The organism is Enterovirga sp. CN4-39, assembly GCF_049446235.1.
GTDB lineage: Bacteria > Pseudomonadota > Alphaproteobacteria > Rhizobiales > Beijerinckiaceae > Enterovirga.
Map to the genome: position 1 here is coordinate 146,989 of NZ_JBMSEF010000007.1, position 19,455 is coordinate 166,443.

The 19,455-nt window shown below is 67.4% G+C and carries 18 protein-coding genes; 10 read left to right on the top strand and 8 right to left on the bottom strand.

Annotated elements, in window-relative coordinates; translation table 11 throughout:
- Nucleotides 1-18: 18 nt before the first annotated feature.
- A complete protein-coding gene (locus ACO2SS_RS13685; protein ID WP_423278226.1) occupies nucleotides 19-210 on the bottom strand; it encodes a hypothetical protein in 192 nt (63 codons plus the stop codon).
- A 311-nt stretch (nucleotides 211-521) separates the two neighbouring features.
- On the opposite strand from ACO2SS_RS13685, the gene ACO2SS_RS13690 reads away from it, so the two are divergent.
- Nucleotides 522-896, top strand: a complete 375-nt coding sequence (locus tag ACO2SS_RS13690; RefSeq protein ID WP_423278227.1) for a hypothetical protein — start codon at nucleotides 522-524, stop codon at nucleotides 894-896.
- A gap of 9 nt (nucleotides 897-905) precedes the next feature.
- Here the strand turns inward: ACO2SS_RS13690 and ACO2SS_RS13695 are convergent, their stop codons facing one another.
- The 5 genes from ACO2SS_RS13695 to ACO2SS_RS13715 all read right to left on the bottom strand — a co-directional run bounded on the left by ACO2SS_RS13695 (nucleotide 906) and on the right by ACO2SS_RS13715 (nucleotide 4,430).
- Nucleotides 906-2,072, bottom strand: coding sequence for an AraC family transcriptional regulator (locus ACO2SS_RS13695; RefSeq protein WP_423278228.1), 1,167 nt, complete (start codon nucleotides 2,070-2,072; stop codon nucleotides 906-908).
- Nucleotides 2,073-2,173: 101 nt separating this feature from the next.
- Nucleotides 2,174-2,608 carry a hypothetical protein gene (locus ACO2SS_RS13700; RefSeq protein ID WP_423278229.1) on the bottom strand — a complete coding sequence of 145 codons (435 nt, stop codon included), beginning with the start codon at nucleotides 2,606-2,608 and terminating at the stop codon, nucleotides 2,174-2,176.
- A gap of 102 nt (nucleotides 2,609-2,710) precedes the next feature.
- Nucleotides 2,711-3,382, bottom strand: a complete 672-nt coding sequence (locus ACO2SS_RS13705) for a 3-oxoacid CoA-transferase subunit B (RefSeq protein ID WP_423278230.1) — start codon at nucleotides 3,380-3,382, stop codon at nucleotides 2,711-2,713.
- Entirely contained in the window at nucleotides 3,363-4,010 is a 648-nt protein-coding gene (locus tag ACO2SS_RS13710) for a CoA transferase subunit A (RefSeq protein ID WP_423278231.1), read from the bottom strand. The genes ACO2SS_RS13705 and ACO2SS_RS13710 overlap by 20 nt, the downstream gene beginning before the upstream one ends.
- A 102-nt stretch (nucleotides 4,011-4,112) precedes the next feature.
- Complete coding sequence (locus ACO2SS_RS13715; RefSeq protein WP_423278232.1) at nucleotides 4,113-4,430, bottom strand: DUF1476 domain-containing protein; 318 nt, start codon at nucleotides 4,428-4,430, stop codon at nucleotides 4,113-4,115.
- A 251-nt stretch (nucleotides 4,431-4,681) separates the two neighbouring features.
- Between ACO2SS_RS13715 and ACO2SS_RS13720 the strand changes: the two genes are divergently transcribed.
- The 6 genes from ACO2SS_RS13720 to atpC all read left to right on the top strand — a co-directional run bounded on the left by ACO2SS_RS13720 (nucleotide 4,682) and on the right by atpC (nucleotide 10,951).
- Nucleotides 4,682-5,656, top strand: a complete 975-nt coding sequence (locus ACO2SS_RS13720; protein ID WP_423278233.1) for a phosphate acetyltransferase — start codon at nucleotides 4,682-4,684, stop codon at nucleotides 5,654-5,656.
- A 3-nt stretch (nucleotides 5,657-5,659) separates the two neighbouring features.
- Nucleotides 5,660-6,862, top strand: a complete 1,203-nt coding sequence (locus tag ACO2SS_RS13725; protein ID WP_423278234.1) for an acetate/propionate family kinase — start codon at nucleotides 5,660-5,662, stop codon at nucleotides 6,860-6,862.
- A gap of 12 nt (nucleotides 6,863-6,874) precedes the next feature.
- A complete protein-coding gene (locus ACO2SS_RS13730) occupies nucleotides 6,875-7,381 on the top strand; it encodes a hypothetical protein (protein ID WP_423278235.1) in 507 nt (168 codons plus the stop codon).
- Between the two features lie 101 nt (nucleotides 7,382-7,482).
- Nucleotides 7,483-9,717 (top strand): DUF3141 domain-containing protein, encoded by a 2,235-nt coding sequence (locus ACO2SS_RS13735; protein WP_423278340.1) that lies wholly within the window; start codon nucleotides 7,483-7,485, stop codon nucleotides 9,715-9,717.
- Nucleotides 9,718-9,746: 29 nt separating this feature from the next.
- On the top strand, nucleotides 9,747-10,529 hold the full coding sequence (fabI, locus tag ACO2SS_RS13740) for an enoyl-ACP reductase FabI (protein ID WP_423278236.1): 783 nt from the start codon (nucleotides 9,747-9,749) through the stop codon (nucleotides 10,527-10,529).
- Between the two features lie 20 nt (nucleotides 10,530-10,549).
- Nucleotides 10,550-10,951, top strand: a complete 402-nt coding sequence (atpC, locus tag ACO2SS_RS13745) for an ATP synthase F1 subunit epsilon (RefSeq protein ID WP_423278237.1) — start codon at nucleotides 10,550-10,552, stop codon at nucleotides 10,949-10,951.
- Between the two features lie 363 nt (nucleotides 10,952-11,314).
- Here atpC and ACO2SS_RS13750 read toward each other — a convergent pair whose 3' ends face one another.
- Both ACO2SS_RS13750 and phaZ read right to left on the bottom strand, forming a co-directional pair.
- On the bottom strand, nucleotides 11,315-13,492 hold the full coding sequence (locus tag ACO2SS_RS13750; protein WP_423278238.1) for a mechanosensitive ion channel family protein: 2,178 nt from the start codon (nucleotides 13,490-13,492) through the stop codon (nucleotides 11,315-11,317).
- The gene (phaZ, locus tag ACO2SS_RS13755) at nucleotides 13,479-14,585 is read right to left on the bottom strand and encodes a polyhydroxyalkanoate depolymerase (RefSeq protein WP_423278239.1); all 1,107 of its coding nucleotides are present in this window, start codon (nucleotides 14,583-14,585) and stop codon (nucleotides 13,479-13,481) included. Before phaZ ends, ACO2SS_RS13750 begins: the two co-directional genes overlap by 14 nt.
- Before the next feature lie 281 nt (nucleotides 14,586-14,866).
- Between phaZ and ACO2SS_RS13760 the strand changes: the two genes are divergently transcribed.
- The 3 genes from ACO2SS_RS13760 to ACO2SS_RS13770 are packed head-to-tail and all read left to right on the top strand — an operon-like array spanning nucleotide 14,867 to nucleotide 19,448.
- Nucleotides 14,867-15,988, top strand: a complete 1,122-nt coding sequence (locus ACO2SS_RS13760; RefSeq protein WP_423278240.1) for an efflux RND transporter periplasmic adaptor subunit — start codon at nucleotides 14,867-14,869, stop codon at nucleotides 15,986-15,988.
- Between the two features lie 2 nt (nucleotides 15,989-15,990).
- Entirely contained in the window at nucleotides 15,991-19,182 is a 3,192-nt protein-coding gene (locus tag ACO2SS_RS13765; RefSeq protein ID WP_423278241.1) for an efflux RND transporter permease subunit, read from the top strand.
- Entirely contained in the window at nucleotides 19,179-19,448 is a 270-nt protein-coding gene (locus ACO2SS_RS13770) for a hypothetical protein (RefSeq protein ID WP_423278242.1), read from the top strand. Before ACO2SS_RS13765 ends, ACO2SS_RS13770 begins: the two co-directional genes overlap by 4 nt.
- Nucleotides 19,449-19,455 lie beyond the last annotated feature (7 nt).

Sequence of the window (19,455 nt, forward strand, 5' to 3'; positions counted from 1 at the left end):
GGACGGCGGCCGCGCGGCTCAGTCCGTGTCCCGTGGTGTGGCGAGGACGCTGTCCGATCCCTTGGTGAACCGCAATTCCCGCTCGAGTTGCCGTGCTTCATCCTCTCGCCCGATCCAGCGCAGCTTTCGGATCATTTTCACCTTGTGAGTGTGATCGTCCAGGCTGGACGGAGAGTGCGAAGCGTTCGTCCGATCGACCGCCGTCTCCATGAACTCCTCCGGTATTTTTCTTGATGGGGCGTACGGCTACGGCCCTTGCTTCAAGCTCACTTGATCCCTTGGGGCCGAAAACAAGGAAGCCGATGTCCGTGGCGCGGGGCAGCCATGATCCAGCGCCTCAATCATCATACAGCAGGACCAAAATCGGAAAAACTGCGATGAAGTGTCGTGAGGTCACGATTTATCGTCGCGCCGTAGCCCAAATGATCTACGCATTATCCTTCTTTTTGCGGACTTGCTGCGCAAGGTATTGGCAACATGCAGGGCAAAGTGCTTTCGTGTGTTGAGTGAAGCTGGGTCGGGTGACGTTGAAGACGATGCTGCGGTCAGGCGAACGGTCACGCCGAAGCAATGGCGCGAAGAGCTCTCTCGCGGAGCATCTCATCCCAATCCTGCACCGGCTGGAGGCGGAGGCGGACCCCTCCGTCCGGGAGACGCTGAAGCGCTCCTTCCTGGCCGAGGAAGACCGCTGTTCGTCGGTGGCCGACAAGGCCGCCGCCGTGCAGGGCTTTGCCGACGAGTATGGCCAGAAGCTCGAACGGCAGAGGGCGATCACGGCCGAAGACAGCGCGCCGAACCATGCTCAATCCGACTTGCTCGCCCGGATCGTCGACGTCGACCTGTTTCTCAGGAGCCGCGCGACCGTGCTGACCAACAAGCTGAACGGCATCCTGTAGCTGACACTCTCATGTGGGGACGCCGACCACGGTCCGGGCGTCCCTGCCGGATCGAGGTCTGCGCGGCTTGCTCGACGGGCGGCCGAGGTCCCTCTTGCTTGCTGCCCGCCAGGCGCTCGGCGTCTGCCCCGACCAGCGCCGGAAGGCGCGCGTGAAAGCCGCAGCCTCGGAGAAGTCCAAGGCTGCCGCGATCTGCGCCAGGCTTATGGTCGTATCGCGCAAGAGCTGCCGGGCGATTTCGTAGCGGATCTCGCTGACGACGATCTTGAAGCTGCGACCTTCAGGCTGCAGGCGGCGATTGAGGGTGCGCCGGTGCATCGCCAGGCGGCGGGCGACGTCCCTTGCCGGGCACCGGTCCCGGATAAGCTCCGTCCGCAACAGGCGGCGCAGCTCGTCCGTGAACGCGCGGGGCGAATCCTCCTCGAGCCGCAGGATCTTGTCCTCCAACTCGCGGTACAGCACCGGGTCGGCAGTCCGGAGCGGGACGGCGAGCGCGGCCGCTGGAAAGACCAGCGCGGCCATCTCCTGATCGAAGCGGAGTGGTGCGCGGAAGAAGCGCCGATAGGGCTCTATGTCGGCTGGTCTCGCGCGGGGCAGCATGACCTCGGCGGGCGCCCAATCCTCGGCCAGAAGCTCGCGTATGATCTTCACGCTGACCGCGAGCGCGCCCTCCGAGTGGAGGGCCGCACCCCGGGCTCCGGGCTGGTACGGCGAGTAGCTCAGCACCGCGAGGTCGTCCTCGGCGGTCAGCCGGACGACCGCACCGCGGTTCTGAAGGCAGAGATGACGCTCGAGCGAGTGAAGGGCCTGCCGAAGGGTTCCGGAGCTGCCCATCAGGGCTCCCAGCAGGTGAAGCGAGCCGAGACTGGCCCGGCTTCCTACGAGGATGCCGAGATGGGGGCAGCCCGTCTGCTCTGCTGCCAGCGAGATGATGTTTCCGATCGCCGTGAACGGCACGAGGTTCTTCGGTGAACGGAAGATCCGCGGATCGATTCCCGCCTCGGCGATGATCCGGTCTGGGTCCTCGCCGAGTTCGCGGATGACCGGCCGGATCTCCTGCAGCACGCCGAGGTTGATGAAGCCGGGGGGCGCTGCCCGGTCCAGCCAGTCCTGCTGGACGACGGGATGGATGCGACCTTGAAGGCGGGTCGCTGCTGGGTTCGTGTCTGAAGCCATTTCGACCGGCTCCGTCGTTAGTGATGCGGCCAACTCTTCGGCCCGCCGCTGCGGCGGCATCGAATTGGCCCGGACAACCGCCAGATCTGGCTCCGCGACCGCTAATCCAGCCTCACGTTCACGCCCCCGAGATCCAGCGAGGCCTCGAAGCCAAGCTGCCTCCCCTGCAACTCGAGGACGACGCCCTTCTCGTTCTGCAGCCTCGCGACCTTCCCTCCTCCAATCACGGACAATCCGGCGGAGCCGACCGAGTAGGAGCCGGTAATATCCTCCGGACGGCGAAGGTTGTAAGCCTTCCCGACCAGATCCGCTCGGGCTACCCCGATCGTGCCAGCCGTTATCCCGTCGACCCGGAGCCGATAGTTCCGGCCCTTGAACTGGAGGTTTCCGGAGCCGCCGCCCACCCCGATGATGAACCCGGCCTTCGCGATGTTGAAGCGCACCCGTCCGGTCGCAGCTTCGGCGACGGAGGTTCCGGCAACGGCAAGCGCAAGCAGAGCCGCAGCGAAACGGCCGAGATGGTGGTTACGGAGCATGGACGCCCTCCTACTGCCCGAGCGGCAGCAGCAGGTTCTCGGGACAGTGGTCCGGCGGCTTGACCTTTTGGGTCATGCTTCGGACGCCCCGGCGGGCCGCCCTCAGCTCTGCTCGCCGAAGCGCTCGGGGACGTGAAGGCTTGCCTCTGTCGCCTCGAGCACCTCTCCAACCTCGACGCCCTCGGCGGTCTCGACGAGAGTCGCGCGGCCGTCGGGGAACGCGATGACCGCCAACTCGGTCACGATCAGGTCGACGCGGCGATCGGACGTGAGCGGAAGCGAGCATCGCTTCACGATCTTCGACTTGCCCTTGGCGCTGTGCTGCATGGCGACAATGACCCGCCTCGCGCCCGTGACCAGGTCCATCGCGCCGCCCATGCCGGGAACCATCTTCCCGGGGATCATCCAGTTCGCGAGGTGGCCTGCCTCATCGACCTGCAGCCCGCCCAGCACCGTGAGATCGAGATGTCCCCCACGGATGAGAGCGAAGGATGTCGCGCTGTCGAAGGTGCTGGCTCCAGGCAGCGCGGTCACGGGTTTCCCGCCAGCATCGGTCAGCCACCTGAGCGCCATCCCGGTCTCCGGGACCGGGCCTGTCCCGATCAGCCCGTTCTCCGATTGGAAGAAGACATGCATCCCCGGAGGCACGAAATCCGCCACGAGGGTCGGAATGCCGATCCCGAGATTGACGAGCATGCCGTCTCGGAGTTCGCGGGCGATCCGCTTCGCTATCTGGTTAGGCGGATCGAGAAGCTCAGCATCGTGAGATGACATAATCCACCAGGGGGGCAGGCGTGACCACGTGGTCGGGCGCGATGACCCCGATCGGGACCACGTTCTCCGCGCAGACCACGACCGTATCGGCGGCCATCGCCATCAGGGGATTGAAGTTCCGTCCGGTGAGGGCGTAGGTCAGGTTGCCGAGGTAGTCGGCAAGGAATGCCTGGATCAGCGCGAAGTCGGCGCGGAGCGGAGGCTCCAGGAGGAAGGGGCGCCCATCCACCTCGATCACGCGCTTGCCCTCCTGCACGACGGTGCCCAATCCCGTCGGCGTCAGGACACCACCCAGCCCGCATCCCCCCGCGCGTATCCGCTCGGCCAGTGTCCCCTGGGGTACGAGAACCACCTCGAGGGAGCCCTCGATCATCTGCTGCTGGGTCTCGGCGTTCAGTCCGATGTGGCTCACGATCAGGCGCCGCAGCATCCGGCCTGAAACGAGCTTGCCGATCCCGATCCCGGGCCTTGCCGTGTCGTTCGCGATGACCGTCAGGCCGCGCCGCTGCTGACGCACGATCTCGTCGACGAGTTCCTCCGGGGTTCCGACGCCCATGAAGCCGCCGATCATCAGCGTCGCCCCATCCGGGATCAGCGCTACGGCGTCTTCCAGCGGGATGGACTTCATGCGCGAGTCCGGCAACCGTCGGGCCCAGTGGGCGGTCGCACAACGCCGCGCGCTTGATCCGATGAGACTCCGCTGCCACCTCAGGCCGGTCCTGATCCCCGACTACGCCGCGACCCGCTGGACCGCTTCCTCGAGGAGCTCGGTCATCTTGGCATGGATGTCCGCTTCGGACATCGCGATGCCCGCCCGCTCGAAATCGTCGCGGAGCTTCGTCTCGACTTCGAGCTCGCTCTTCTGGGAGAGCAGGCTTCTTTCGAAGCTGCCGACGTAGGCCGCAGCGGCGTCGCCGGCGAGGCCCAGCCGGGTCGCCGCCCACTGGCCGAGAAGCCTGTTCCGCAGGGCCGTCGCCCGGAAGCGCAATTCCTCCTGCCGGGCGAACAAGTTCTCGAAAGCGCGCTCGCGCTCGGTGAAGAGTGTCATCACGCACCTCGTCAGGGAGGTTGATCAGAACATCGCGATACGATTGCGCGTGGCGTTCCGGGTCAACCCGGCAGAAGCGCACAGCTCGCGCACGGCCCCGTGGCGGTGTCCCGTCGGATCAAGCTTGACCGCTTCCCGGGTCCAAACCTTCGCCTGCTCGCAACGAGTTTTCTCCGTCTGAAAGCCGGAGCGGGCGTGCTGCACCTCGCCTCCCCCTCGGGGGCTCGCGAGCCAGGCATCAGGAGAGGCGCGTGACCGTCGCAGCCGTGGAAAAGTCGACGCCCGAACCGCGTCGGCACGAGAAATACGACCGGCTGATTGCCGCGGCCAAGAAGCTTCCGAAGCTGCGCGTCGCCGTCGTTCACCCCTGCGACGAGGCCGCCCTGGGGGCCGCGCTCGACGCCTCCGAACTGGGCCTGATCGAGCCCATCCTGGTCGGGCCGAAGGCAAAGATCGAGACCGCCGCAAAGGCCCTGAAGACCGATCTGTCGCCATTCCGGCTGGTCGATGCCGCTCACAGCGATGATGCCGCCGCCCAGGCCGTGGGGCTCGTCCGCTGCGGGGAGGCCGAAGCCCTGATGAAGGGCAGCCTGCACACGGACGAGTTGATGGGCGCGGTGGTCCGCAAGGATGGCGGGCTCAGGACCGCCCGCAGGATCAGCCACTGCTTCATCATGGACGTGCCGAGCCACGACCGCCCGCTGATCATCACGGACGCGGCCGTGAACATCGCGCCGACGCTCGAGGAGAAGCGCGACATCGTGCAGAACGCGATCGATCTCGCCAACGCCCTCGGTGCCGAGACGGTCAGGGTGGCCATCCTCTCCGCCATGGAGACCATCAACCCCAAGGTGCCATCCACGATCGATGCGGCCGCGCTCTGCAAGATGGCCGATCGCGGCCAGATCACGGGCGGGCTGCTCGACGGCCCGCTCGCGCTCGACAACGCGATCGACCTCGGGGCCGCACGCATCAAGAAGATCAGCTCGCCGGTCGCCGGGCAGGCCAACGTGCTCGTCGTGCCCGATCTCGAGGCGGGGAACGTGCTGGCGAAGAGCCTCACCTTCCTGACGGATGCCGATGCGGCCGGCATCGTGCTCGGCGCGCGGGTGCCGATCATCCTGACCAGCAGGGCGGATTCCCGCCTGACCCGGCTTGCCTCCTGCGCCGTGGCCTCGCTGGTCGCCAACGCGCAGCGCGCGACGCCCACAGGCCCCAAGGTCTGAGCCATGGTCTCCGTGCTGCTCGTCCTCAACGCCGGCTCCTCCAGCCTGAAGTTCCAGGTGTTCGAGGCCGTGGACGCGGGCGATCCGCAGCGCATCTTCCGAGGACAGTTCGAGGGATTGAGCGACGCTCCGCACTTCTCCGTCCGCGACGGTCACGACGCCGTTCTGGTCGATCGGAGCTGGACGGAACCGTTCGGGCATGAACAGGCCCTGAGGGAGCTCACCTCATGGCTGCGTGAGCATCGCGGCGAGTACCGGCTGGCGGCGATCGGGCACCGGGTCGTGCATGGCGGCATCCGCCATCACGGGCCCGTCCTGGTGGACGACGGGGTCCTGCGGGAGCTCGAGGCGCTGGAGCCGCTGGCGCCCCTGCACCAGCCGCACAACCTCGAGCCGATCCGGATCGTGCGCAGCATGATGCCGGATCTACCGCAGGTCGCCTGTTTCGACACGGCGTTCCACCGTCGCCAGCCGGAGGTCGCGCAGCTCTTCGCGCTGCCGCAGGACATGATCCGGATGGGAGTCAGGCGCTACGGCTTCCACGGGCTGTCCTACGAATACATCGCGTCGGTCCTTTCGGATTACGACGCCGGGCTCGCGTCTGGCCGCGTCGTCGTCGCGCATCTCGGAAACGGCGCGAGCCTCTGCGCGCTCGCGAACGGCGAAAGCGTCGCCACGACGATGGGCTTCTCGGCGCTCGAGGGGCTTCCGATGGGGACCCGGTGCGGCAGCCTGGATGCCGGGGTCGTCTTCTTCATGCTGCGCGAGCTGAAGCTCAGCCCGGGGGAGGTCGAGCAGATCCTCTACAAGAAGTCCGGCCTGCTCGGGCTGTCCGGCCTGACCAACGACATGCGGAAGCTGCGCTCCGCCGCCCCGACGAACCGCGATGCGCGGCTCGCGATCGACGTATTCGTCTATCGGATCGTGCGCGAGATCGGGTCGCTCATCGCGGCGCTGGGCGGCATCGACGGAATCGTCTTCACGGCGGGCATCGGCGAGCACGACGTCGCGACCCGCTCCGAGGTGCTGCGGGGGCTCGCCTGGGCGGGTTTTCAGCTCGACGAGGCGGCGAACGCCGCGGGCGGGCCGCGCGTCACCCGGCAGGGCGCGGCCAATGCCTGGGTCATTCCCACCAACGAGGAACTGAGCATCGCGCGCGGGATGGTCTCGGTGCTGTCCGAGACCCGGCGTGCACTCGCTGTCTGACGGAGGTTGACGATGGAGACGCAAACAACGCCGCAGGAGAAGGACCACCCGCTCGGCGACGAGACGTTCATGTCGGCGGACGACCTGCGCGCCTACACGACCGAGCTCAGGCTGGCGAAGGCCTCCAAGGACGTCGATTCGATGAGCCGCGCGGACAAGGCGCGCGACGAGCTCGTGAAGACGCTGTCGGCCCGGATGGAGCTCACTCCGGAAAAGCTCCAGGAGATCACCGGCAACCTGCTCCGGAAGCTTCGGACCGCCGCCGAGAAGGGCGACACCGAGCTCATGGTGATGCGGTTCCCGAATGCCCTCTGCTCGGACAAGGGACGCGCCATCAACAACGGTGAGCCGGACTGGCCCGAGACCCTCACCGGCCGGCCGCGCCAGGCCTACGAGCTGTGGCTCGACCGGCTCCGCCCCGCCGGCTACGGCCTTGCGGCGATGATCGTGGAATGGCCGCGGGGAATGCCGGGCGACATCGGCTTCTTCCTCACCTGGGGCGACAAGCGCACCCACTGACACATACGCTCTCAAGGGCCGCGATGATGTCCCTCCAGCCGCAGATTACAGACTCCGGCAACTCCCCCGCGGAGGAGCGTCTGAACCTTCCGGCCTTCTACATGCGGCTCGGCGAGGTCCATCAGGGCCGGGTGGCATCCGCCTGGGAGAAGTACTTGAACGCGACCGCCGGGGCGGCGCGGGCCTGGACGGAGACCGGCGTGCCGGCGACGCCCCTGGATTTCTGGCGCGATGCCACGACCTACGCGAGCGATTTCGTCCAGCGCTCGTTCATGTTCTGGGACACGCTCCGGCAGCGGGGCGACAACTGGCTCCAGCACGAGGAGGCCGGCAAGCCTCCGCTCCTGGCGTTCGAGACGGAGATGATCGCGGATGCGCGGCAGTTCGAGCGGCCCGTCAACTACGCGCTCGTGCGCATCGTGCCGCCACAGGGGATCAAGGTCGACGACGGCAAGCGGCCCTATGTGATCATCGATCCGCGTGCGGGGCACGGGCCGGGGATCGGCGGGTTCAAGGACGATTCCCAGGTTGGCGTGGCCCTCAAGGCGGGGCATCCGGTCTATTTCGTCGTCTTCTTCCCGGAGCCCGTCGAAGGCCAGACGCTTGCGGATGTTTCGCAGGCCGAGACGGAGTTCCTCCGCATTGTGCGGAAGCGGCATCCGACGCGAGGCAAGCCGGTCATCGTCGGCAATTGCCAGGGCGGCTGGGCCGCGATGCTGGTCGGCGCGGTCGATCCGGAGGCTGCCGGCCCCATCGTGGTGAACGGCGCCCCCATGTCCTACTGGGCCGGGAACGATGCGGAAAACCCCATGCGGTATGCCGGGGGCATCCTCGGCGGCAGCTGGACGGCGCTCCTTGCGAGCGATCTCGGGGGCGGACGATTCGACGGCGCCTATCTGGTCGACAATTTCGAGTACCTGAATCCGGCGAACACCTACTTCTCGAAATACTACAACCTGTTCTCGAAGATCGACACGGAGCCGGAGCGCTTCCTCGAGTTCGAGCGCTGGTGGGGCGGCTATTTCCTCATGAACAGGGAGGAGATCAGCTGGATCGTGGACAACCTCTTCGTCGGCAACCGGCTCGCTGCGGGACAGGCGCAATGGAGCGAGGGGAAGGCCTACGATCTTCGCGCGATCCGTTCGCCCATCATCCTTTTTGCGTCGCTCGGCGACAACATCACGCCGCCGCAACAGGCGTTCAGCTGGGTCGCGGACATCTATCCGACGACGGAAGCCCTCAAGGCCAACGGCCAGGTGATCGTCGGGCTCATGCACAAGAGCATCGGGCATCTCGGCATCTTCGTGTCCGCCAGCGTCGCCAAGAAGGAGCACGCGCAGATCGTCGACCTGCTCGAATACATCGAGCACCTGCCGCCCGGCCTGTACGGCATGCAGATCGAGGAACGCCAGGCGAACGGCGTCGCCCAGTACGACGTGATCATCAACGAGCGTCAGGTCGAGGACCTGCAGGTCCTGTACAAATATGGCCGCCGCGACGAGGTGCCGTTCGAACTCGTGGCGAAGGTCTCCGAGGCCAACGAGGCGCTGTACGAGACCTGCGCCCATCCGGTCCTCGGCGCGGCCGTGACGCCCGCCATGGGCAAGCTGGCGCGGAACCTTCATCCGCTCCGGATGCAGCGCTGGGCGGTGTCGGACCTGAACCCCACGATGGCGCCGGTGAAGGGTCTGGCCGAGTTCGCCAAGGCCTCGCGCACCGTCCGTGACGAGCATGGGCCGAGCGTCGCGGCCGAGCATTGGGCGGCAGCGAACATCGTTGCGGGCTGGGACCTCTACCGCCAGCTGCGCGATGCCGCGATGGAGAACCTTTTCTATCAGGTCTACGGATCGGCCAGCGTCCTGGGCCGCGAGATGGGCTCGCGCGCCGAACCTGTACCCGAGGCTCTTCCGGCCGGGCGGGACACGCCGGAGGTCAGGGAGGCCCTCGAGCACCTGTCGGAGGGAGGGTTCACGGCGGCCGCGGTGCGCGGGGCGCTCCTGGCAGCCCGGGTGGGCCATCCGCAGAGGCGGCTTTCCCGCTTCAAGCAGATCCGCGAACTGGTCGGAGCGGAGGTCGGTCTCCTCGACCTGCCCGCCGACGAAGCCCGCCGCATCATCCGGCAGCAGACGCACATCGTCGATTACGAGCCCGAACTCGCCCTTGCCACCCTGTCGAACCTGCTCACGACGCCAGATGACGCTGAACGCCTGGTGGGAATGTTCGAGCGGCTGGTCGGGAAGGTCGAGCTGGACGCCGCGCAGGTGGAGTTTCTCCGGAACTTGCGGAGCCTGCTCACAGCCAAGCCGGCGGGGCCTGCCAAGGAGATCGCGGCCTAGCGGGCCGGGAACAGAAGCGAGGAGCGGCCGTGAGAAAACTTCCCGAAGGCAAGGCGCTCCTCGGCAAGAGGGCGCTGGTGCTCGGCGTCGCGAACGAGCATTCGATCGCCTATGGCTGCGCGAAGGTTTTTCGCGCGCTCGGCGCGGAGCTGGCGCTCACCTATCTCAACGACAAGGCCAAGCCCTATGTCGAGCCGCTCGCTCGCGAGCTGGACGCACCGCTTTTCCTTCCCTGTGACGTGAGCAGGGAAGGGGACCTGGAAGCCGTCTTCGGCGGGATCTCGGAGAGGTGGGGCAGCCTCGACATCGCCCTGCACTCGATCGCGTTCGCCCCGAAGGCGGACCTGCAGGGCAAGCTCCTCGACAGCTCGTCGGAGGGCTTCAAGATCGCGATGGACGTGTCCTGCCATTCCTTCATCCGCATGGCGAGGCTGGCCGCGCCCCTGATGAAGGACGGCGGCACGCTCATCACCATGAGCTATCACGGGGCCGAGAAGGTGGTCCCGAACTACAACCTGATGGGCCCCGTGAAGGCCGCCCTCGAGAGCGCGGTCAGGTATCTCGCCTTCGAGCTCGGCGACAGGGACATCCGCGTCCACGCGGTCTCGCCGGGGCCCCTGAAGACACGCGCCGCATCGGGCCTGAAGGATTTCGACGTCCTGCTGACGGAAGCGGTCGAGCGCTCTCCCATTCACGAGCTGGTGGACATCGACGACGTCGGTCTCACCACCGCATTCCTCGCCACGCCCTTTGCGGCGCGGCTCACCGGGATGACCGTCCATGTCGACGGGGGGCTCAGCATCATGGCCTGAGGTGCCGCCGGAGGTTCGCCATGCCGACGATGCTCGCGGAGCTGTTGTCCCCGGAGCGCCTCGTCTTCGCAGGCCAGGTCAGGTCCGTGGTGCTTCACGCGATCGACGGGGACCTGACCGTGCTGCCAGGGCACGAGCCGATGATGACCATGCTTCATCCCGGCCTGATCTTCGCCACCGACGCGGAGGGCAAGGGGCGGCGGGCCTTCATCACCGGCGGGTTCGTCGAGATCAGCGCGTCCAAGGTCACCATCCTGGCAGACAGCGTCCGTGCCATCGAGGAGATGACGAGCGACACGATCGACGAGGAGATCGTCCACCTCCAAACCCTCCGCGACGGCCTGGAGGACGATCCCGAGCGCGCGAGAGCCGATGAATCGATCAGCAAGCTCCTGGAGTTCAAGAGCAGCCTGGGTCTCTGACCCCGCTCTTCTGCCGAGGGACATCATCCGGGGAGAAGTCCGGGTACACGGAGGGAGGGACCCATGAGACGAGGCATCTGCCTGGCGGTGCTTCTCGGCGCCTGTTTCGTGACGCCTGCGTCCGCCCAATACGAACGGAGCGGGACCACAGCCGGAGGACCTGGCGCCTACGGCAGACCCGGCGAGCTGATGCCGGGCGAAAGGGTATACGGGGCGGGCCGCGGTCCGTTGCGGCCCTATAGGCGCAGGCCCGGCGAGCTGGCTGCGGGAGAGCGGCCCTATGGGCTCGGCGCGCCCCCGGCCAGGCCATACAAGCGCAGACCAGGCGAGGTTTGGCGCTAAGCTCCCGATCCCGGCGAGTGTTCAGCTCGCCGGCCCCGGCTGGACGAGGCGGAGGCCTTCGCGGCCCGCTCCGGCGGTCGCGCTCTCGTCTCGTGCGCCAGGCTGGCCCACGCGATAGGCGAACTTGATTCCGTTCGCCTCGAAGGCCGTCTTCATCATGGCCAGCGCGCGCCGCCGGATCAGGAACTGTTCTCCCGGCTTCGTCATCATCTTCATGCGGAGCTGGATGGAGATCTCGCCGAACTGTTCCACGCCCTGCATCTTGAGGGGCTCGATGATGCTGCCCGCGAATTCGGGATCCTCGGCGAGCTCCTTGCCGATCTGCTTCACGATCTTCCGCACCGCTTCGAGGTCAGTGTCGTAGGTCACGCCGACGAGGAACTTGTCGATGACCCAGTCGCGGCTCATGTTCTGGACCGCGCCGAGCTGGCCGAACGGCACCGTGTAGATGGGCCCGCGCTGGTGGCGAAGGCGCACGGAGCGGAAGCCGATCGATTCCACCGTTCCCTTGAAGTTGCCGCTCTGGATGTACTCGCCGACCCGGAAGGCGTCGTCGAGCAGGTAGAAGATGCCGCTGATCACGTCCCTGACGAGCGTCTGCGACCCGAAGCCGACCGCTACGCCGACGATCCCGGCACCCGCGATGAGGGGAGCGATTTCGACCCCGAGCGCCGACAGCGCCATGAGGACTGCGATCACCGCCAGCGTGATGAAGACGACGTGGCGGAAGATCGGCAGGAGCGTGCGCAGGCGGGCCTGCCGCAGCGCCTCTTCCCGCGTCGCGCCCGGCCCGAGAGGGGCCTGGGACAGCCGCCTGTCGATCGCGCGCTTGGCCAGCTGCCAGACGAGGTCTGCCGCCATCAGGATGATCGCGGCCGTGACGCCGCCGCGCGCGAGCCGGGCGGCCAGCGTGTCCCGCCCCGCCGTCTCCAGGATGTCGAACTGGAGCGAGTAGAGGACGAGCAGCACCGAACCCACGACGAGCAGCGCCCGCAGGCCCTTGGAAAGGTAGATCTCAGGCAGCGCCCGACCGTCGTCCGTGCGGGGCGGGCCGTCGGGCGCGGCGAAGAGGCGGTGTGCCACCTCGTCGGTCGCCCGGAAGGCGGGTGGAAGAACGAGCGCCAGGACGCCGAGCCAGAACACGCCGAGGAAGCCGAGGACCCAAACGCCCCAGAGCAGAACCAGGCAGACGGAGAGCAGCACAGCCCGCAGGCGCTCCGGGCGGCGGCCGGAGACGGCGGCGGCCTGTTGCATGTGCCAGGACCAGATTGTCTCGAGCGCGATGGCCAGAAGCCCGATCCCGAGCGCATAGGCGGCGATCTGGCGGACGCTCAGGGAATCTCCGAGGATCTCCAGGGCCTCGACGCTCGCCCAGCCCAGCAGGAACCATGCGGCGAAGGCGATGATCCGGCGCGACCAGAACCGGGCGGCGTGCTGGGTCGTCGGGACCAGCCGGAACCGCTCCTCGACCTCCGGGCTGCCGACGCGATAGGCGAGCAGGAGCCGGATCAGGAAGACCACGAACCTGAGCGCAATCGCCGCCGCGAGGTATGTGAGCGCAATCTCCCGGAGCAGCGGCGGCCACCGGAACGCCAGGAAGGCGCCCAGGCTGCCTGCCGCGAAGATGGCGAGCCCGCCGAAATCCACCGCGGCCGCCACGCCGAACGCCCGCAGGCGGTCGCTCGTGCTCACCTGCCGCATGTCCCGCGTCCGCCTGAGCAGCGATGCCGTCATCCGCCGGTAGAGCCATTCCGTGCCCGCGCCGAGCGCGATGAAGCCGAGGACCAGGAACAGCACTCTTGCGGGACCGTGGTTTCCGAGCTCGTCGGCGAGCCGGCCGAAACCCTGCGCCAACTCGGCGGGTGCTCTCGGCAGCGCCGCTCCCAGTTCGTGCATATGCGTCCGCAGTATCTCGAGGCGGGCATCGATGATCCGGGCCGAGACCGAGGCCGGCGGGCCGCTCGCCGCCGGCTCTCCCTGCTGCTGGCGTTGGCGGCCGAGCCATTCCGTCACGACGGGGTCGCGGGTGAGTTCGAGAAGCTGCCGCACCTGCTCGGGCGGGCTGCCCGGCGGCGTCTCCGCGAGGCAGGGCGCGCCGGCCGAGGCGAGGAAGATCAGGATGACGGCCGACAGCAGCCTCCGCGGGCAGCGCGGCCGCGGCCCTGCTCGGCCGGGGGCTGCCGCTCTAGTGCACGGCATCGTCGGCATCCCGGAAGAAGCTCAGCATGGCAGGGAGCACGGTCGAACGCAGCCGAGCTCCGTGGAAGAGGCCGAAATGCCCGCACCGGGGCACCCGCAGGTGACGCCGCGCCTCGGAGGGTACGCCGGTGCAGAGGTCGTGCGCCGCGAGTGTCTGCCCCGGGGCCGCGATGTCGTCCTCCTCGCCCTCGACGGTCATCAGCGCGGTTCGCCTGATGGCCCCGGGTGTCACCGCCTTGCCGCAGGCGGTGAGCGTTCCCGCCTGGAGCAGGCGATCGACGAAGATGCTCTGGACGGTATCGAGGACCAGCTCGGCCGGCAGGTTCATCAGCTGCGTCACCATCCGCAGGAACGGGTAGTGGAGCGGGTCGGCCCCGTCGTCGCACAGGAGCTTCCAGAAGATCTCGCCGCTACCCCAGTGCCGCGCCAGATAGCCCGAGAAGGTCGCGAGCTGCATGCTGGACGGGTAGATGAGCCGTCCCGCTCCGGGGAAGCCGCCCGGGACGGTGCAGAGCGCGTGCCGGTGAAACCATTCCGGCGCATGCGACCGCGTCGCCTGAACGACGCGGGTCGGATTGGCGAGCGGATCGATGGGGCCGGCGATCAGCGTGAGCGTGCGAGGGGCGGCACTCTCATCCAGCTCCGATAACAGGGCCGTTGCCGCAAGGGCCGTCACGGTGCCCTGGCAGACGCCGACGACATGCGTGTCGGGCCCCGCGGCGCGCAGCATCTCGACGACATAGGCGATGTTGTCGGCGAGGCCGAAGGCCCCGCAGGACACGGGAATGTAGAAGGACTCCCGCCAATCCGTGATCATCACGTCGGCTTCGGGAAGCAGCCCGACGACGAGGTCGCGGAGCAGAAGCGGGTGGGCGCCGGCAAGCGGAGCGACGAGAAGCACGCGCCTCGAACCCGCCCCCGCCGAGAACCCCGTGAGCACCCCGAAATCACCGGCCCAAAGGTCCTGGGCCTTCACCTCGACCTGCCCGGCGCCGGACCGGACGGAGTCGATCCCGAAGGGAGTCCGGCCGCCGTTGGAGACGAAGCTGTCCCGACCGGCATCCGCAGCGGCCGCGAGGTGCCCCTCAGTCATCGGCACGATCCGCCCGCAATCGTTGGAGCGTGAAGTCTCTCTTCCAAGCTCACAGGCGCCACTTCTCATCATCCGATCCCCCGCTTCTTGACCGGACGGGACAGGATCGGAGGCCGGCTTTTCCTCCCTCGGCCGCCCTGCGGCAGGCCCGGAAAGCCTGTCCCAAATGGTCAAGCTGACAGCGGTCCGGGAGCGCCAATCTCGCGGGCTCGGTCCCGAATCTCCTGCGCGGAATCTTCGCGCGCGGACGCAGCGATCGGGACGATTGGGAGGCAGGCGGCGTGCGGACCAGAATCCAAAGCCTCTCCGTTGCGCTCCTGACCGGTCTGTTGCTGCTCCCTCCAGGGGCGGGGCGCGCCCAACCGGCGGATGCCGCCATCCCGGTCGGCATCGCCCCGGTCCAGCGCCGTGTCATCAGCAAGGCCCTGGACTTCGTCGGTCGCGTCGAAGCGGTGAGCCGCGTCGAGGTCCGTGCGCGCGTCGTGGGCTACCTCGAGGCGGTCGAGTTCAAGGAAGGCGACCTGATCAAGGAAGGCGCGCCGCTCTACCGCATCGAGCCCGAGCTGTTCGAGGCCGCCGTGAAGCAGGCCGAGGGCGCCCTTCAGCGCAGCAAGGCCGGCCTGAAGCTGGCCGAGATCCAGTTCCAGAGAGCGCAGGAGCTCCTGGACCGGAACGCCGGAACCGTCGTCGCCAGGGACCAGGCGCGGGCGGCGCAGGAGCAGTCGCTTGCCGCCGTCATGACGGACGAGGGCAACCTGCAGACGGCCCGGATCAATCTTGGCTACACCCAGATCACCTCGCCGATCGCAGGCCGCGTGGGCCGGACGAGCGTGACGAAGGGTAACGTCGTCGGCCCGGACAGCGGCGTCCTCACGACCATCGTCAGCCAGGACCCGATCTACGTCACCTTTCCGGTCAGTCAGCGGGAATTCCTGAGGCTTTCCCAGGACGGCAACAGGCTAGACCCCTCGAAGATCAATGTTCAGCTGAAGTTCTCCGACGGGTCGATCTACCCCCATCCCGGCAAGATCGACTTCGTGAACATCAGCGTCGATCGGGCGACCGATACGGTCTTGGTTCGCGCCGTGATGCCGAACCCCGACGGCGCGCTGAAGGACGGCCAGCTCGCACGCGTCCTTCTCCAGACCGGCGAGGAGCAGGAAAAGGTCGTCGTGCCCCAGGCGGCCCTCATCGCCGACCAGGGCGGCGTCTATGTCTTCGTCGTGGAGGACGGCAAGGCCGTCATCCGCCGCATCAAGACCGGCGGGGAGAGCGGGACGGAGGTCGTCGTCGATGACGGCCTTTCGGGCTCCGAGCAGGTGATCGTCGACGGATTGCAGCGGGTGAAGGCGGGCTCGCTCGTCAGGGGCGTTCCCGCAACGCGTGCCGTGACGCGGAGCTGATCATGCTGTCGGCCATCTTTGTCGACCGGCCGCGCCTCGCCATCGTCATCGCGATCGTCATGACCATCGCGGGTCTTCTCGCGATGATGGCGATCCCGCTCGCCCAGTACCCCGATATCGTGCCGCCGCAGGTTTCGGTCACGACGAATTACCCCGGCGCCTCCGCGGCGGTGGTCGACGGGACCGTCGCGCAGCCGATCGAGTCGCAGGTGATCGGCGTCGACAAGATGATCTACATGAAGAGCGTGAGCGGCGACGACGGCAGCTACACGCTCACGGCGTCCTTCGAACTCGGCACAGATCCGGACATCAACGCGGTCAACGTCAACAACCGTGTCCAGGTCGCGCTCTCGAAGCTGCCGCAGGACGTCCAGCGGCAAGGCGTGACGGTCAAGAAGAAGTCCTCCGCGCTGCTCGGGGTGCTGGCCGTCTATTCGCCCAAGGGCGAGCAGGACCCGCTCTTCATCTCCAACTATGTGACCATCAACCTCCTCGACCAGATCAGGAGCACGCCCGGCGTCGGCGACGCGACGCTCTGGGGACCGCAGGACTATGCGATGCGCGCCTGGGTCCGGACTGACCGGCTGACGGGACTGGATCTCACGACAGGGGACATCATCAGCGCCATCCAGGCGCAGAACGTCCAGGCTCCCGTCGGGCGGATCGGAGCGCGGCCGGTATCGGAGGACCAGCGGCTGCAGCTGAACGTCCAGACTCAGGGGCGGCTCGCCTCGGCGCAGCAATTCGAGAACATCGTCCTCAGGACGAACCCGGATGGATCGGTCCTCCGCCTCGGCGACGTCGCGAGGGTGGAGCTCGGTGCGGCCAATCTCGACCGTGAGACGCGGCTGAACGGGAGCCCTGCTTCCGTCATCGCGATCTACCAGGCGCCCGGGGCCAACGCGATCACGACGTTGAAGGAGATCCGCTCCCGCGTTTCGGAACTCGCAAAGAGCTTCCCCGAGGGCCTCGAGTGGAAGGTCACCTACGATCCGACAGCGTTCATCACCGAGACCATCCACGAGGTCCAGAAGACGCTGATCGAAGCCTTCATCCTCGTCGTCATCGTCGTCTACCTGTTCCTCGGCAGCGTGCGCGCGACGCTCATCCCGACGCTTGCCGTCCCGGTCAGCCTCGTCGCGACCTTCATCGTCATGAAGGCAGTGGGTTATTCGGCGAATACCGTCTCCCTGCTGGCCCTGGTTCTCGCCATCGGCATCGTGGTCGACGACGCGATCGTCGTGGTCGAGAACGTCGAGCGCGTCATGGAGGAGCATCCCGAGCTCTCGCCGCGGGAAGCGACGAAGGTCGCGATGGCGGAGATCACCGCGCCCGTGATCGCGATCACGCTGGTGCTGCTCTCGGTCTTCGTGCCGGTCGCGTTCATCCCAGGCATCTCTGGCGAGCTCTTCCGACAATTCGCGGTTGCCGTCGCTACCGCCATGCTGTTTTCCGCGATCAATGCGCTGACGCTGTCGCCCGCTCTCTGCGGCATCCTGCTTCGTCCGCACCACGGCCCGCGGCGGGGCCCGATCGGGATGCTGATGCGGGGCATCGACTCGGTCCGTGACGGATACGGGGCCATCGTGGCGCGCATCGTCAGGCTGTCGGTGCTCGGGCTTATCCTGACCGCCGTCGCCGCCTACGGCACGTACGAACTCGGCAAGCGCACGCCAACGGGGTTCCTGCCGGAAGACGACCAGGGCGCGTTCTTCATCGTCGTGCAGCTTCCCGATGGAGCCTCGGTGGGCCGGACCTCCGAAGTCGTCGCGCAGGCGGAAGCGATCCTCAAGGAAGAGGAGGCGATCGCCGATTACACGTCGGTGATCGGGCTGAACTTCATCGACAACTACTCGCAGGGCAATGCTGCCTTCTTCGTCGTCACGCTGAAGTCCTTCGAGGAGCGCCGCGACCCCTCCGCCTCGGTGAACGCCATCATGCAGCGGCTCGGCGAGCAGTTTCGCCAGATCGGGGGCGGAACGGTCGTGCCGCTGGCGCCACCGCCGATCATCGGCCTGGGTACCGGCGGCGGCTTCACCTACGTCCTGCAGGACCTCAGGGGCGGAGACCCGAAGGAACTGGCGCAGGTTCTGCGAGGCCTGGTCGTGGCCGCGAACCAGGATCCGCAGCTGAGCCGGGTCTTCAGCACCTTCTCCGCAACCAGTCCCTCGGTGTATCTCGATATCGACCGGGACAAGGTGCAGGTCCTCGGCGTCCCCCTGAACGCGGTCTTCCAGGCGCTGCAGACCTCGCTCGGCGGCTATTACGTGAACGATCTCAACCTGTTCGGGCGCACCTGGCAGGTTCAGGTCCAGGCCGAGGCGGCCGACAGGTCGGCGGTCGACGACATCTACCGGATCAACGTCCGCAACAACGAAGGCAAGATGGTCCCGCTCCGCTCTCTTCTGGAGGTGCGGGTGGTGGTCGGACCGCCGGCACTCATCCGCTACAACAACCGGCGCGCCGTGACCGTGCAGGGCAGCCCGGCGCCCGGGGTCTCGTCGGGCCAGGCCCTTGCCGCCATGGAGCGGGTCGCCGCCGCGACGCTGCCCGCCGGGTACGGCGGCGAGTGGACCGACACGGCCTTCCAGGAGAAGCGGGCGGAAGGAAAGACGCCGATCATCCTCGGCTTCGCCGTGCTGTTCGCCTTCCTGTTCCTCGTGGCCCTCTACGAGAGCTGGACGATCCCCGTGCCGGTCCTCCTGTCCGTCGTGATCGGCGTGGCCGGGGCCTTTGCCGGGATCGTTCTGCAGAACCTCACCCTCGATCTCTATGCCCAGATCGGGATGGTGGTGCTGATCGGCCTCGCGGCGAAAAATGGCATCCTGATCGTCGAGTTCGCCAAGGAGCAGCGCGAGAGGCGCGTCCCCCTTCAGGAGGCGGCCACGGAAGGTGCCCGGCTGCGCTTCCGCCCGGTGATGATGACGTCCTTCGCCTTCATCCTGGGGCTGCTTCCGCTCGTCATCGCGACGGGCGCCTCGCAGCTGGCGCGGCGGGATGTCGGCACGCCGGTCTTTGCCGGAATGATCGCCGCCTCGTTCCTGGGCATCTTCGTGATCCCACCGCTCTACGTGCTGTTCCAGGGGCTGCGCGAGCGCGCGTGGCGGCTGGCCGGCCATCCGACCCCAGACGATCTGCCGAAAGCCGCCCCGCAGGCGGTCGGCGCCGAAACGCAGAGGCTTGCGGCCGAATGAGCGGGAGCGGCATGCTGCTCCTGATGCTGATGCGGCGCTTCCTCAACTTCGCGGCCATGGCGGCGGCTTCGCGCGCGCAGCGCCTCGCCATCACGGAATGTCCAGCGTCGATCCAGGTTGGCGACCTCGTGCGCCTGCAGGGGCGCGGGCCGCTCATGCGCGTGATCTCGCTCTCGGAATCGACGGCCTGGTGCGTCTGGTTCAACCGGATGGGCTGGCTTCAGCGCGGGGTGATTCTCCTCACCGAGCTGACGCTGACCGGTTGATCTTGCG